The sequence below is a fragment of the Hafnia sp. CBA7124 genome, from assembly GCF_002355555.1.
GTDB classification, from domain to species: domain Bacteria; phylum Pseudomonadota; class Gammaproteobacteria; order Enterobacterales; family Enterobacteriaceae; genus Hafnia; species Hafnia alvei.
Window position 1 is genome coordinate 4,424,298 of record NZ_AP017469.1, and the last position, 14,588, is coordinate 4,438,885.

At 51.5% G+C, this 14,588-nt stretch carries 11 protein-coding genes and 1 tRNA gene; 4 read left to right on the top strand and 8 right to left on the bottom strand.

The window, feature by feature from the left end; genetic code table 11:
* Positions 1 to 116: 116 nt before the first annotated feature.
* The 3 genes from CPY98_RS20060 to CPY98_RS20070 all read right to left on the bottom strand — a co-directional run bounded on the left by CPY98_RS20060 (position 117) and on the right by CPY98_RS20070 (position 1,843).
* On the bottom strand, positions 117 to 440 hold the full coding sequence (locus CPY98_RS20060; protein ID WP_025799598.1) for a PTS sugar transporter subunit IIB: 324 nt from the start codon (positions 438 to 440) through the stop codon (positions 117 to 119).
* 293 nt (positions 441 to 733) lie between these two features.
* Positions 734 to 1,621, bottom strand: coding sequence for an SMP-30/gluconolactonase/LRE family protein (locus CPY98_RS20065; RefSeq protein WP_096388790.1), 888 nt, complete (start codon positions 1,619 to 1,621; stop codon positions 734 to 736).
* 127 nt (positions 1,622 to 1,748) lie between these two features.
* Positions 1,749 to 1,843: transfer RNA gene (locus tag CPY98_RS20070), tRNA-Sec, on the bottom strand.
* Positions 1,844 to 2,016: 173 nt separating this feature from the next.
* Here CPY98_RS20070 and CPY98_RS20075 point away from each other — a divergent pair.
* The 3 genes from CPY98_RS20075 to yicI all read left to right on the top strand — a co-directional run bounded on the left by CPY98_RS20075 (position 2,017) and on the right by yicI (position 6,504).
* Positions 2,017 to 2,592, top strand: a complete 576-nt coding sequence (locus CPY98_RS20075; protein ID WP_043489784.1) for a DJ-1/PfpI family protein — start codon at positions 2,017 to 2,019, stop codon at positions 2,590 to 2,592.
* 191 nt (positions 2,593 to 2,783) lie between these two features.
* Positions 2,784 to 4,193 carry a glycoside-pentoside-hexuronide family transporter gene (locus tag CPY98_RS20080; RefSeq protein ID WP_025799604.1) on the top strand — a complete coding sequence of 470 codons (1,410 nt, stop codon included), beginning with the start codon at positions 2,784 to 2,786 and terminating at the stop codon, positions 4,191 to 4,193.
* Positions 4,180 to 6,504: an alpha-xylosidase gene (yicI, locus tag CPY98_RS20085; protein ID WP_096388660.1), complete on the top strand. Its 2,325-nt coding sequence runs from the start codon at positions 4,180 to 4,182 to the stop codon at positions 6,502 to 6,504. Before CPY98_RS20080 ends, yicI begins: the two co-directional genes overlap by 14 nt.
* A gap of 52 nt (positions 6,505 to 6,556) precedes the next feature.
* On the opposite strand, the gene CPY98_RS20090 is transcribed toward yicI, so the two are convergent.
* The 4 genes from CPY98_RS20090 to metB all read right to left on the bottom strand — a co-directional run bounded on the left by CPY98_RS20090 (position 6,557) and on the right by metB (position 12,694).
* The gene (locus CPY98_RS20090) at positions 6,557 to 7,726 is read right to left on the bottom strand and encodes a cyanate transporter (protein WP_231899475.1); all 1,170 of its coding nucleotides are present in this window, start codon (positions 7,724 to 7,726) and stop codon (positions 6,557 to 6,559) included.
* A 23-nt stretch (positions 7,727 to 7,749) separates the two neighbouring features.
* On the bottom strand, positions 7,750 to 8,208 hold the full coding sequence (locus CPY98_RS20095; RefSeq protein WP_043489791.1) for a nucleoside deaminase: 459 nt from the start codon (positions 8,206 to 8,208) through the stop codon (positions 7,750 to 7,752).
* 830 nt (positions 8,209 to 9,038) lie between these two features.
* A complete protein-coding gene (locus tag CPY98_RS20105) occupies positions 9,039 to 11,474 on the bottom strand; it encodes a bifunctional aspartate kinase/homoserine dehydrogenase II (RefSeq protein WP_043489794.1) in 2,436 nt (811 codons plus the stop codon).
* Positions 11,475 to 11,530: 56 nt separating this feature from the next.
* The gene (gene metB / locus CPY98_RS20110) at positions 11,531 to 12,694 is read right to left on the bottom strand and encodes a cystathionine gamma-synthase (RefSeq protein WP_040044400.1); all 1,164 of its coding nucleotides are present in this window, start codon (positions 12,692 to 12,694) and stop codon (positions 11,531 to 11,533) included.
* A gap of 277 nt (positions 12,695 to 12,971) precedes the next feature.
* Here metB and metJ point away from each other — a divergent pair, with 277 nt between their 5' ends.
* A complete protein-coding gene (metJ, locus tag CPY98_RS20115; RefSeq protein ID WP_025799616.1) occupies positions 12,972 to 13,292 on the top strand; it encodes a met regulon transcriptional regulator MetJ in 321 nt (106 codons plus the stop codon).
* 180 nt (positions 13,293 to 13,472) lie between these two features.
* On the opposite strand, the gene metF is transcribed toward metJ, so the two are convergent.
* Complete coding sequence (metF, locus tag CPY98_RS20120) at positions 13,473 to 14,381, bottom strand: methylenetetrahydrofolate reductase (RefSeq protein WP_025799618.1); 909 nt, start codon at positions 14,379 to 14,381, stop codon at positions 13,473 to 13,475.
* Between the last annotated feature and the right edge of the window lie 207 nt (positions 14,382 to 14,588).

Below are 14,588 nucleotides of genomic sequence, written 5' to 3' on the forward strand. Positions count from 1 at the left end.
TTTCCTTTAATGCCGCCATTCGGCGGCCAGAATATGAAATTCGCTCTTTGACTGGATTTCTCTTTGACTTAAAAATTCTTAATAAGAATTAAAATAAAAAATGACAAAAATAAAAATTACTGACTTGCTGCTGCTTTCTTGATCGCTGCAACCGCAGCTTTCAATACACCTAACCCATCAATTTTGCCGTACATAACAGAATCAATCACTTCAACGGGCTTTCCTGGTAATAACTTTTGGATCTCTGGCTGCATGTACGCAATTTGTGGACCAAGCAGAACCAGATCCGCCACGCCGCCCTTCTCGCCAGCCAGTGTTTCAGGGAATGCTTCGATAATGACCGGTACTTCATATTTCTCTGCTTGAACCTTCATTTTAGAAACCAGCAGAGAGGTGGACATTCCGGCGGAACAAAATAAATAGATGACTTTCTTTTCCATTATGAAACCCTCATATCCTCTATAGATTGCAGACCTGACACCATCTGCGTTCTAACCGGTGAGAACTCATCTACTGCCAATCAACAAAAATGACGAGTTGTCCCTGTTTGAATCGAGTATACGACATCGCTTTAGAGTGGGGTAATTCAGAACTAACAAAAATCGTCTCTCCTTGACCACTTGCTATGACCCTTTTCACATTCTGGGTAAATAATTCGCGGAAATAAATAAGATTAGGGTTATGCGCTGTAGGCATAACCCTACGAAAGAAAGTGCTTGGAGCCCGTGTCGGCTCAAAGCGAAGAGGGGGAATTCTGTTTAAATCTGGGCTTAATGAGACCTGCAACCTCGGTTTTTAAAGTAAAAAGCGCACCGGAAAGCGGACGTTCGCGAATCTCTTCATCAGCCATATTTTCACGCGTCGTGGTCACAAACAACGTCTTCATATCAGAACCACCGAAGCAGACCATTGTCGGACAGCGAACCGGCAGCCTATGCTCTTCAAGCAGCTCGCCGTTAGGAGAAAAACGGGCGATGCGATAGCCATCAAACAGCGCACTCCAGTAGCAGCCTTCGCTATCCATCGCCGCTCCGTCTGGTCGCCCATTGCCGCGAGGAAAAGTTTTCCACACCTCACGCAGCCCCGGATTGCCCAGCTCATCCAATGGAGTACGGTAAATAACGTGGTTAGGCGTGTCGCTGGTATACATCCAACGGTTATCAGCGGAAAACGCCAAGCCGTTGGCGCCAAGAATGTCACATTGCAGAACCGTTGCTTTCAGCTCGGCATCAACACGACAGAGCAAAGCACCGTTGTAATCACGCGGAGCCCAATAGGTTCCAGCGTAAAAACGGCCTTGCTGATCGGTACCGCCGTCGTTAAACCGCGCCAGTGCTGGGTTATTCGGGTTATCACATACTTTGTGCGTCACTGCGCCATGGCTATCGGTAAGATAAATTCCCGAACGCATCGCAACAATAAACCCGCCTTGCTCACGCAGCGCAAAGCAGCCTATTTCCTCAGGAAAATTAAGTTTCTGATGCTGACCTGTTGTTGGCTGATAGCTATGGATCTCTTTCTGCAGAATATCAGTCCAATAAAGCGTTTGGGTTTGCGCGTCCCACGTCGGGCATTCGGGTAAAACACCCTGATAATCAAATAACGGTTCCAGCTTGTGCATCATCAGCGATCCTTATTGGGGGATTATCAACGCTGAGAGTATGCCGCATAGCAGTACAAATTGCCGTTATATACTGAGGGACTATTAATGCTATTTTTGACGAGGATGGAGTTCAGGGGAGGCAAATTGGCGGAAGATCACAGGAGTCGAACCTGCCCGGGACCGCTGGCGGCCCCAACTGGATTTGAAGTCCAGCCGCCCCACCGGGGACGATGATCTTCCATTGGGAGATCTGAAGAGTCGGCGATTATACCCTGAAAAACCTCACGTGCTAAGTGGAAAATCCCAGTTTCGCGATACGCTCTTCATAAATAAAACAACGTTTTATTTTAATCAACACAAGTTTGGTACCCTTTGCTGCATAAATAGCCGTCACCTTATCTGCAGGAGATACCATGTCTAAGAAAGTCGCTGTACTACTGGCGAAAGGGTTTGAAGAAGCGGAAGCGATCATGACCATCGACGTTCTGCGTCGTCTGGACATCCACGTCACCACGTTGGCCTGTCAGGATATGTTGGAGCTCACCAGCTATCACAACATTCGCATGTTTGCCGATGTACTTCTCGAACGCAGCATGGATGAAACCTTTGACGCCGTCGTTATCCCCGGCGGGCCTGAAGGAACCGTCAATCTAGCTGCCAATCCACTGGTTGTTGAATTTATCCGCCGCCACGACGCCGCAGGAAAATGGATCTGCCCAATTTGCTCTGCCGCCGCACGCGTTTTAGGAGGAAATAATCTCCTCAATGGCCGCCGCTATACGTGCTCGGGCGATCTGCATCAGGATGTTAAAGACGGCATCTACGTGGATGAAAAGATCGTCGAAGATGGCAATCTGCTCAGTGGAAAAGGCCTTGGCGTTGCTTTCGATTTTGCTTTCCACCTCGGCTGGAAACTCACCGGTGACGCAAGCAATATCGATTTTCAAGTAGACCATATTTATTACGACTACTGGCGTACACAGGCCTAATTTATAGGCGCGATAAATGTTAAGTTCGCGCCATATTTATAATTTAAATCATTGAATATAAAAACAAGTTATCGCGGTCACATAAAACACAAAACATAATTTCAGAATGAAAAAACACAATGGTTAGCGGCTTATCCTTGCTCTAAGAATGGCGTATCGAATCCACGATACAAACGCCTTTAGAGGGATATATGAGCAGCCACATTCTGACAAAGCGAGAAAAAATCGGCTATGGCCTCGGCGATGCCGCAAGCCATATTATTTTTGACAACGTCATGTTCTACATGATGTTTTTTTATACGGATATTTTTGGCATTCCCGCTGGCTTCGTCGGCACTATGTTCCTGCTAGCGCGTGCGCTCGATGCGATTTCCGATCCTATCATGGGGTTAGTCGCTGACCGTACCCGCACCCGCTGGGGCAAATTTCGGCCTTATGTACTTTTTGCCGCTATTCCCTTTGGCATCGTCTGCATATTTGCCTATAGCACGCCCGAGCTCAGCCTAACCGGCAAAATGATTTATGCCGCCATCACTTACACCTTGCTGACGCTGATGTATACCGTCGTCAACATTCCGTACTGTGCGCTAGGCGGCGTGATTACCGCCGATCCGACGCAACGAATCTCTCTTCAGTCCTACCGTTTTGTGTTGGCCACCGCGGGCGGAATGTTAAGCACCGTGCTCATGATGCCGCTGGTCAGTCTTATTGGTAAAGGCGATCAGGCCTTCGGCTTTCAAGGCGGTATTGCGGTGCTCGCCTTAGTGGCCGTCATCATGCTGGCTATCTGTTTCGCCACCACCAAAGAGCGCATCAGCGATGAAGGCACAATGCAGGGCAGCATGCGTGAAGATCTGCGCGATATCATTCGCAACGATCAATGGCGCATCGTTGGCCTGCTCACTATTTTGAATATCTTGGCTGTCTCAGTGCGCGGCGGCGCCATGATGTACTACGTCACCTATATTCTCGGCAACCCGCTGGTGTTTACCTGGTTTCTCACCACCTATTGCGTAGGCAATTTGTTAGGCAGCGCAGCAGCCAAACCGCTGACCGACTGGAAATGCAAAGTCAGCGTATTCTGGTGGACCAACGCCCTTCTCGCCGTACTCAGCATAGCGATGTTCTTTGTGCCCATTGGCGCCAATATCACTATGTTTATCTTCATCTTTATCATCGGTGTTTTACATCAGCTCGTCACCCCAATCCAGTGGGTGATGATGTCCGACACCGTTGATTATGGCGAATGGAAAGGCGGCAAACGCCTCACGGGGATTAGCTTTGCGGGTACGCTGTTCGTCTTAAAACTCGGGCTCGCCCTCGGCGGCGCGCTGATTGGCTGGATGCTGGCGGGAGCGGGATATCAATCGGGAGCTGCCACGCAAAACAGCGCCACCATCATGTGCATTATCGCCCTGTTCACGCTGGTTCCCGCCGCTTGCTATTTCCTGAGTGCGCTTATCGCGGCTCGCCTATATACCCTGCGTACGCCGTTCATCAACCGCATTTTAAAAGAGCTGGCCGATGGCGTGCGCCGCAACGAACACGCATTCAATCAAGATATGAAGACAGCAGAGGATTTAAGTCATGAAAATCAGTGACGGCAATTGGCTCATCCATGAAGGACTCAACCTCATCCACCCGTTATACGTGTTTGACGTCGAGCAGCACGCCCGTGAAATGGTTATTTACGCCGCGCCGCGTGAAGCCAGCGCTCGATCAGCGCAGCTGGATACCCCGCTGTTTACACTACGCTTTTTCTCTCCACAGGAGGGTATCATTGGCGTACGCATTGCACATTTTGCTGGACGAATAGAGCGCGGGCCGCACTATCCTTTACACCACACCACCGAACACCCCCTGCGGATGGAAAATACCGATGATTACGCCGCACTACACAGTGGCGATTTAAGCGTTCGGGTAACCAAAGGGGAAAATTGGGCGCTGGATTTCCTGCGTCACGGCGAACGCATCACCGGCAGCGTGGCTAAATCGAACGGCTATATTCAAAATGCCAAAGATGGCAAAACCTATCTCTATGAACGTCTCGATCTCGGCGTGGGAGAAACCGTCTATGGCCTCGGCGAACGCTTTACGGCTTTCGTCAAAAATGGGCAAAACGTAGAAACGTGGAACCGCGACGGCGGCACCAGCACCGAACAGGCCTATAAAAATATTCCGTTCTATCTGACCAATCGCGGCTATGGCGTGTTAGTAAATCACCCCGAATGTATTTCGTTTGAAGTAGGTTCGGAAAAAGTCTCCAAGGTGCAATTCAGCGTTGAGGGCGAATATCTGGAATATTTGGTCTTTGACGGCCCAACGCCCAAACAGGTTCTAGACCGTTATACTCGCCTCACTGGCCGCCCAGCGCTACCGCCAGCGTGGTCATTTGGCCTTTGGCTTACCACCTCATTTACCACCAACTACGACGAAAAAACCGTTAACCGCTTTATCGACGGCATGGCTGAGCGCAATTTGCCGCTGCACGTGTTCCATTTTGACTGCTTCTGGATGAAGGCATTTCAGTGGTGCGATTTCGAATGGGACCCTGAAACCTTCCCCGATCCGGAAGGTATGCTCCAACGCTTGAAAGCGCGCGGGCTAAAAATATGCGTGTGGATTAACCCTTACATCGGGCAAAAATCGCCGCTGTTTAAAGAGGGAATGGAGAAAGGATATCTGCTCAAACGCCCAAATGGCGACGTATGGCAATGGGATAAATGGCAACCGGGACAGGGCATCGTTGATTTCACTAATCCCGCTGCCCGCGACTGGTATACAGGCCATCTCAAACGCTTAATCCACATGGGCGTTGACTGCTTTAAAACCGATTTTGGTGAGCGAATTCCAACCGACGTGGTATGGCACGACGGCTCCTGCCCGCAAAAAATGCATAACCATTACGCCTTTATTTACAACCAGTTGGTGTATGAAGTTTTACAACAAGAGTTAGGTAAAGACGAAGCGGTGCTGTTTGCCCGCTCGGCCTCGGTCGGCGCGCAGCAGTTTCCGGTTCACTGGGGCGGCGATTGCTACGCTACCTATGAATCTATGGCAGAAAGCCTACGCGGTGGACTATCTCTTGGGTTGTCTGGTTTTGGCTTCTGGAGCCATGACATCGGCGGATTTGAAAATACGGCACCGGCACACGTCTACAAACGTTGGTGCGCCTTTGGCCTGCTCTCCAGCCATAGTCGCCTGCACGGCAGTAAATCCTACCGCGTACCGTGGGCGTATGACGATGAAGCCTGCGACGTGGTACGTTTCTTCACCGAGTGGAAATGCCGCCTAATGCCGTACCTCTACGCCACCTCTGCTCAGGCTGCCAAAACAGGTACGCCGGTGATGCGCGCGATGATGCTGGAATTCCCAGAGGATCCGGGCTGCGATTATCTGGATCGCCAATACATGTTGGGAGATTCGCTGCTAGTCGCGCCGGTATTTAGCGAAAACGGTGACGTCAGCGTCTATTTACCCGCGGGCCGCTGGACACATCTCTATACCAACCAAGAAGCCACCGGTGGCTGGCACCGAGAACGGCACGACTTCAACAGTTTGCCGCTGTACGTACGCCCTAACAGCCTGATCGCTATCGGTAATAACAGCCAAAAACCTGATTATGACTACGCAGATAGCACCTGCTTCCATCTGTTTGCCTTAGAGGAAAATACCCAAACGCAGGCCGTTATTCCTGCTGCCGACGGTGAAACTCAATTTACGCTTTGCGTGCAGCGTAAAGGCAATCAGTTGCATGTTTCGAGCACCGGAAACGCTCAACGCTGGAGCCTATGCTTACGCAATATTCATCGAGCGATAGCACAGGAAAGCAGCACGGTGCATACGGGAGAAATGGGCGTTATCATCACGCCTGCTGATGGGGTTAACAGCCTGACCATCACGCTCAAATAACATCACTTTGCTAAAAAAACTGCCGCCAGCGCCTTAACCGCTGGCGGTTTTTTTAACGGTGTTCGGCGGCGGGCGCAGCCCATTCTTGCGGATAGCGCGATGGAACAAAGCGCAGCGTCAACAGCATTAAACCCACCACCAATAACGCGTGGAATATCCAATCCATCAGGAAGTTACCGCTGAGGCTACGCAACAATCCAGAAAGATAGGGTGACAGGCCTGCCACAATAAAACCGATCCCCTGCATGAAGGCCACCAAGCGCCCTGCAATCGCGGGTTGAGGCGAGTGGTCGAGCGCCAACACCAAGCACAAAGGGAACGCGCCGCCGAGTCCAAAGCCGCACACAACAGCCCATAGCACGGACATCTGCAAAGGCATCCAGATAAAACCACAGAACCCAATCAGCTGTAGCATTAACGCCGCCAACAGCAGCACGCGTCGATCCTGACGACGCGCAAACATTGGCAATATTAATGCCCCTGCCGCCTGTCCAACCGTCATCAACGCCAGCAAACTCCCGCTAAACTGCGCGCTGGAGCCCAGCTGCATGTAGTAGGGCGGCAGCCATGCGATCAGGCTGGTATAACCGCCATTGATCAGTCCAAAATAGAGACCCAGCGTCCATGCGCGCGGGCTGATATGTAGGCGCAGCGGCTGGGCTGATACCGCGTGTTTTATTGGCTGCGCCAGCGTTTTGCTCTGCGGCCACCAGCCGATCAACGCAATCACAGCAGGTAATACCCACCATGCCAAAGATCGGTGCCAAACATCGCTGTGCTGCGCCAGCCACGGCGTTAGCGCGGCACCTAAACCACCGCCGCCCATCAGCGCCGCCGACCACAACCCCATCACCAACGGCATACGCCGCTGGAATGAACGTTTGATCACCGCAGGCATAACGGCCTGAATAATCCCGATACCAATCCCGCCCAGCAATGCACTGCTTAACAGCACAAGACTTTGCGGAGCAAGCTCACGTAGCAGCGCGCCAACGGCAATCGCCAGCAAGCTCAGCGCCACGCTATTACGTTCACTGATATGGCGATCGACCCAGCCTCCCGCCAGCGCTAATACGCCCATCGCCACCACCGGCAAGGCGGTTAACAATGAAACGGCGGTAAAGCTCATGCCGCTCGCTTCACGCAGCTGCGGCAATAATGGTCCGATAGAGGTAAGAAGCGGCCGCATATTCAGGCCGATTAACACCAAAACTAACAACATCAAACTTTGTTTTTGTGTCTGGCTCATGACTGCTTTTGCGCCCAACGTTCATACAGCTTGCGAGCGTTTAGCTGTGGTAAATGGTGAATCGGTAAAGATTGTTGTTCTAACGGCAGCTGTAATTGCTGATAAATCGCCGCAGTCGATAATTTATACTCTTCCCCATCCTGGTTACCGTTGGCGAAATACACCGCCTTTACACCGGTCAGATACATGGCGCTGAGGCACATCGGACAAGGCTGACCGCTCGCATACACCGTACAGTCACGCAGCGCGGCGCTTCCCAGATGAGCAGAAACCTCACGAATACCGTTCAACTCAGCATGCGCCGTTGGATCGCCATTGAGATGAATGGTATTTACGGCCTCGGCAACAATCTCACCGTTGCGCACAATCACCGCACCAAATGGACGCCCGCCCTGCTCAACGCTATCCGCCGCCAGCGCTAATGCACGCTGTAGATACTCATCATGAGAAGACATGTGTGACTCCTGTTAATAAAAAGTTAGCAGGGTAAGGTTATCTTGAATTAGGGGGGAGGAATAGTGCGGAATGAAACTTTGTCTCTGATTGGTTAGGTCATTACGGTGTAAGGTTTCGACCGCCAAAATTTATTAAATAGGTGTAAGGTTTCGACCGCCAGATTTATGGCTAAATGGATGTAAGGTTTCGACCGCCTATCCGGTACGGCATTTACATATAGCTTCCGTCGAAGGCGTCCGAGTCGGGTGCGCCAGCGCGCGCACCCAACACCCGCGCGCTTTTATCCCAGACGCCATCTCCGCTACGGTTTGGTATCGCCCATCCCGGGCGCCCCAAACTCCACCGGTACATCCCTGTACCGGCGGCTCTCACTACCAAGACTTAAACAATGAAAAGACAAGAAAAAAGAAAGAAGAGATAACAACATCTTTGTCTTTTTAATGTTAGATGGAATGCATTTTAGAGCCGCCAGCAGGGATGCTGGCGGCAGGTTGAGGGCGCACAGGGATGTGCGCTCCGAGACCGGTCGGCCAAGCAACGCGGTAAAAAGCGCGAGAGTGAAGAGGTTGCGCGCTGGCAACCTCTTCTCGGACGCCTACACCGGCGATTTCATGGAAACAAATTTGCTGACTGGCGGACGAAACCCTTCACAGCTCTATCATAGAGATAGAAAACCGCTGCCAATACGGACGCCTGCACAGTCTCAATGTGAAACTAGGTCTTTTAGGCGGACGTAATATGCATAAGACCTAAAATATTCGGCATAGGCAATTAGTACGAAACCCTTCACAGCTCTATCATAGAAAAAAAGCCGTTGGTGTACGCCAACTCACAATAACGCCGCCAACCGATTCAAATCCGACTGAATCGCCCCAGCCGTCACATCGCGTCCTGCGCCTGGGCCACGGATAACCAACGGATTATCACGATACCAGCGGCTTTCAATGGCAAACACGTTATCACATGGCAACAGCGCCGCCAGCGGATGTTCTGGACGAACGGCTTCCACGCCAACGCGCGCTTTACCGTTGGCATCAAATCGAGCGACATAACGCAGCACCAGACCCATTTCGTTGGCGGCTTCTAAACGTTGGATCATTTGTTCGTTCAGGTCTTCACCGTTTTCGAAGAAGTGATCGATAGATCCCCCTTCGCAACCCGCCGGCACCAGCGATTCCACACGCACCTGATTCGGTTCAATGTCATAACCTGCTTCACGCGCCAAGATCACCAACTTACGCATCACGTCTTGACCAGAGAGATCAACGCGCGGATCGGGCTCAGTCAGTCCCTGCTGCCATGCTTGATCGACCAATTCGGTAAACGGAACCGTTCCGTCAAATTGCAGGAACAGCCAAGATAACGTACCGGAGAAAATCCCGCTGATCGACAAGATGGAGTCGCCGCTGTCACGTAGATCGCGAACCGTATAGTTCACCGGCAAGCCAGCACCGACGGTAGCGTTATACAACCAGTGACGGCCGGTTTTCTCAAAGGCATCACGGATTTGACGATAATCATCGCTGCACGATGCACCAGCTAATTTGTTCGCACTAATGACGTGGAAACCATAGCTGGCAAAATCACGATACTGCTGTGCTAACGACTCGCTCGCCGTAACATCCAGCACCACTAAATCGTCATAAGGATGAGCACGCATCCACAGGAACAGGCTTTCTTCATCCATCTCCTGTGCTTCATCATCAAAGAATGCCAATGCGCGGCTCGCGTCTAAGCCTTCATAATTCAGCAAGCTGCGGCTGCTATCCACCACCCCAGCCAGCACAAATTCAAAACCGCTACGGGCAGAAATATTCTCCTGCTCACGCGCAAACAGTTCTAACCAGCGCGAACCGATGTTGCCCTTGCCCATCAATACCAGCCCAACGCGTTTTTCAGCGCGGAACAGCGTGGTGTGCAAGCCTTGAATCAGGGCTTCAGTTGGGCCACGGCGCAATACCGCCACCAAGCTGATGCTGTCTTCTGACTGGCAGAAGAACTCAATTGGCTGATCTTTTAACTGCTGATAGAAACGGTGGCTGTGCAGGGGATTTTTGCATACGCCTGCGCCGACTAATGCCACCAGCGCTAGTCCTTCACGCAGTTGGAGCAAACCCGGAACGCCTGACTCTTCCAACAGCTTCATCGCGCTTTCCACCACTTCGGCGGTATAGCACAGCTGGATCATATGGCGATCGCGATGGACGCCGGTCGCTAATGGACGCAGCTGAGAGCGCTTGAGCACGCGGTCAATTTCCTGACGCACATGTTCAAAATCATGGCTTTGCGGAACGTTAAGCTCAATCAGGCAAACTTCATCGTGGCTGGTAACAATTTTTGCACCGGTGCCAGATGCCAAAACACGCTCAATACGCGTTGATCCCTGCTCTGGCTGATAACTACAGCGCAGCTGTAAATCAATATCGCTGGCGGAAACTGGCTGCAACGTACGCGCATGCAGAACCGGCGCGGCTAAGCGTGCCAGTTCGCTGGCTTCATCTAAACGCAACAGTGGCAGCAGGCAGGCATCTTTAACCTTGCGAGGGTCAGCGCTGTACACACCGGCCACGTCGCTCCAAATCGTCACGCGAGAAACGCCCGCTAATGAGCCGATCTGCGTGGCGGAATAGTCAGAACCGTTACGCCCTAACAGCACGGTTTCACCCGCATCGTTACGGCAGATAAAACCCGTGGCGACGAGGCGTTTGTTAGGGTGCTGCGCCAGAAGTTGCTGTAATAGAGGATAAGATCGGCCTTCATCAACCTGTGGCTGGGCAGAACGTTCGGCGCGCAGGAAACTACGCGCATCCAGCCACTCTGACTCCATGCCTTTCACGTTGAGCAGCGCCGACATCAAACGCGCAGACCAAATTTCACCGTGGCCCACCACTTCCGCATAGGTCGCATCGCACATCGGCTCATCGAGCAAAGCGGCTAGCCGCTCTAAATCCTGAGTAAAGAGCGCAACCAAAGGCTCGGCAAGTTCAGCGGGCAACAAACCCGTAATGAGTTCGCTCTGATAGCGACGTAACGCCTGCTGAACCTGATGCGCAGAGATCCGGTCAGTCTGGCTTAGCCTCAACCAGCTAATCAGCTGGTTGGTGGTGCTACCCGCTGCGGAAACAACCATCATATCGCCAGGGAAGCTGTACTCCGCCATAATCCCTGCGACACGCAGATAACATTTCACATCGGCTAAACTACTGCCGCCAAACTTATGCAGCTGGCGTCCTACCGCCTGCCCCGCTACCGGTTGTGCGCTCATTCTTTACCTCTTAAAACCAGCCTAATATGCAGCGTTATCGCTTGAGAAACAGCATATTAGCGTTGGCTGTTAGCTTTCTGGAACGCCTGCTCCAGATCGGAAATTAAATCGTCACCGTCTTCGATACCTACAGAAATACGCAGCAGGCTTTCTGAAATACCTGCGGCCTTGCGCGCCTCTGGAGCCATACCCGCGTGAGTCATCGTGCCTGCGTGGGAAATTAAACTCTCCACGCCGCCTAAAGATTCTGCCAGTGTAAACAGTTGCAGCGATTTTAGGAATCGTCGCAGCAAGGCTTCATCGCCGTCCAGTTCAAAGCTCAGCATCGCGCCAAATCCAGACTGCTGGCGGCAGGCAATTTCATGCCCTTGGTTTTCTGGCAACGAAGGATGATAAAGCTTTTTCACCAGCGGTTGATGCTTGAGGAACTCCACAATTTTCAACGCGTTTTGCTGCTGTAGCTGAATGCGAGGGCTTAAAGTTCTCAGGCCACGCAGCAGGAGATAGCTGTCAAAAGCGCTGCCGGTCACGCCAATATTATTCGCCCACCATGCTAACTCGGTAACATGCTCAGGATCTTTGGCGATAACGGTTCCCGCTACCACGTCGGAATGGCCATTTAAATATTTGGTACAGGAATGCAGAACCAAATCTGCACCTAATTTTAATGGCTGTTGCAGCGCCGGGCTCAAGAAGGTGTTATCAACCACCGTTAACGCGCCCACGGCCTTAGCCGCTGTGCAAATAGCGGCAATATCCACCACGCGCAGCAGCGGATTACTTGGGGTTTCAATCAGCACCAGCTTAGGTTTTTGTTCCAACGCGGCCGCGAGAGCCTGCGCATCACCCTGATCGACAAACAGCACGTTATACGCCCCGCGCTTCGCCAAACTATCGAACAGGCGATAGCTGCCGCCGTAGCAGTCGTGCGGCGCCACCAGCAGATCGCCTGGTTTGAGGAAAACCGTACACACCAGATGAATTGCCGACATACCCGTGCTGGTCATCACCGCGCCTGCGCCGCCTTCTAGCTCAGCCAGCGCGCGCTGCACCACATCACGCGTAGGATTTCCACGACGAGAATAGTCATGTGCGCGTGGTTCATTGAAATCGGTGAAGTTGTAAGTACTGGAAAGATGGATGGGCGGAACGACGCAACCATACTGCTCGTCATCATTTAAACCACTGCGCACTGCAAGTGTTGCCTGCTTATATGTCACGTTGTTCTCTCCGCGCTGGATGATGTGTCGGGTGAAAGTGGAATAAAGATTAATCGCTTCACATATGGACGTCAATACTTCTAGACATCTAAACTTCTTTGCGTATAGATTGAGCCTTGAGGAAATAACCGCTAAAATTATGTCAGTTTGAGGTGTACTGAAGTCACAAAACGGTGGCATAAACCGATAAATCAGACACTTCGTGAGCATAAATCGTGAGGATCGGACATAATTAGCCGTTTCTCAAAATAACTAAGTCTAATTAAGGTATCCCCCCATGGCTGCTGAATGGAATGGCGAATACATCAGCCCTTATGCTGAGCACGGCAAAAAAAGCGAGCAGGTGAAAAAGATCACTGTATCTATTCCGCTGAAAGTGCTGAAAATCTTAACCGACGAGCGCACGCGCCGTCAGGTCAACAACCTACGTCACGCAACCAACAGTGAGTTGCTGTGTGAAGCGTTTCTGCATGCGTTTACTGGCCAACCGCTGCCTAACGATGCCGATCTGCGTAAAGAGCGTAGCGATGAAATCCCAGAAGCGGCAAAAATATTGATGAGAGAGATGGGTATCGACCCAGATACTTGGGAATATTAATGTTTGCAGTTCTGCAAAATAGAAAACCACGCTGAAATGCGTGGTTTTTTTTACGTGGAAACATGACCCCACCCTAGCCATCCCCTTTACAGGGGAGGGAACCGTTCGGCGTAGGTTGTGAGAATTCTCGATGTGCTCCTCCCCCTGCCAAGGGGAGGGCTGGGAGGGGGTCTTGGCAAATCACGCAATAATCGGTGAATGAACCTCTGGGCGCACACCGAGCGTATGGCAGATGGCATAGCTCATTTCTGCGCGGTTTAGCGTATAGAAATGGAAGTCTTTCACGCCTTCACGGCTGAGGATTTTCACCATGTCCATCGCGATATTCGCGCCCACCATTTTGCGCGTTTCAGCATCGTCATCCAGCCCTTCAAACATGCTGGTCATCCAGTGCGGCACGCGCACGTTGGTCATGGTCGCAAAGCGCTGAAGCTGCTTAAAGTTCGAAACGGGCAAAATTCCCGGCACAATTTCCACGTCGATACCCGTCGCAACGCAGCGGTCGCGAAAACGCAGGTAGCTTTCAACATCGAAGAAAAATTGAGTAATAGCGCGGTTGGCACCGGCATCAATTTTACGTTTTAAATTAATAAGATCGGCCTGTGGGCTTTTGGCTTCAGGATGAACCTCAGGGTAGGCGGCAACGGAAATATCAAAATCGCCGACCTCTTTCAATAATGAGACCAGATCGCAGGCATACATATCGGGTTTACCGCCGCCCGCGGGCAAATCGCCGCGCAGAGCCACGATATGGCGGATACCGTTATTCCAGTAATCCTGTGCGATGGTGCGTAGCTCGTCACGGGTGGCATCAACGCATGTCAAATGCGGTGCGGCTTCTAAACCGGTGCGGTCTTTAATGCCTTTGATAATGCTGTGGGTACGATCACGCTCACCAGAATTAGCGCCGTAGGTCACAGAAACAAATTTCGGCTTCAGGCTGCTCAAGCGGTCGATGGACTGCCACAGAGTATCTTCCATTTCGCTCGTGCGTGGCGGGAAGAACTCAAATGACACATTAATTTGTCCGTGCAGTTCTGCCAGACTTTGGTTCAACGCCTCGCGCTGATTTGCGTGAAAGAAACTCATACCCTGTCTTCCTCTTATTGACCTGTTCGTGCGTAGCCACACTTTTTATTATCGTTTTCATTAAGCGTCTATACGTTTAGACGTCTAAACATGAAATTGCCGTAAGTTGGTCACTGAGTCAACAGTTAAATGAATTTCTCGCATGATGAATGTTCAGGGGGAGGTGAAATAAATTCATGTCTGGTATTTCGTGAAGCAACCCCCTCC

Excerpts from the sequence above, each read along its gene's own strand:
- CPY98_RS20060 (WP_025799598.1), bottom strand. The coding sequence starts at position 440 with ATGGAAAAGAAAGTCATCTATTTATTTTGTTCCGCCGGAATGTCCACC.
- CPY98_RS20065 (WP_096388790.1), bottom strand. The coding sequence starts at position 1,621 with ATGCACAAGCTGGAACCGTTATTTGATTATCAGGGTGTTTTACCCGAA.
- CPY98_RS20075 (WP_043489784.1), top strand. The coding sequence starts at position 2,017 with ATGTCTAAGAAAGTCGCTGTACTACTGGCGAAAGGGTTTGAAGAAGCG.
- CPY98_RS20080 (WP_025799604.1), top strand. The coding sequence starts at position 2,784 with ATGAGCAGCCACATTCTGACAAAGCGAGAAAAAATCGGCTATGGCCTC.
- yicI (WP_096388660.1), top strand. The coding sequence starts at position 4,180 with ATGAAAATCAGTGACGGCAATTGGCTCATCCATGAAGGACTCAACCTC.
- CPY98_RS20090 (WP_231899475.1), bottom strand. The coding sequence starts at position 7,726 with ATGTTGTTAGTTTTGGTGTTAATCGGCCTGAATATGCGGCCGCTTCTT.
- CPY98_RS20095 (WP_043489791.1), bottom strand. The coding sequence starts at position 8,208 with ATGTCTTCTCATGATGAGTATCTACAGCGTGCATTAGCGCTGGCGGCG.
- CPY98_RS20105 (WP_043489794.1), bottom strand. The coding sequence starts at position 11,474 with ATGAGCGCACAACCGGTAGCGGGGCAGGCGGTAGGACGCCAGCTGCAT.
- metJ (WP_025799616.1), top strand. The coding sequence starts at position 12,972 with ATGGCTGCTGAATGGAATGGCGAATACATCAGCCCTTATGCTGAGCAC.
- metF (WP_025799618.1), bottom strand. The coding sequence starts at position 14,381 with ATGAGTTTCTTTCACGCAAATCAGCGCGAGGCGTTGAACCAAAGTCTG.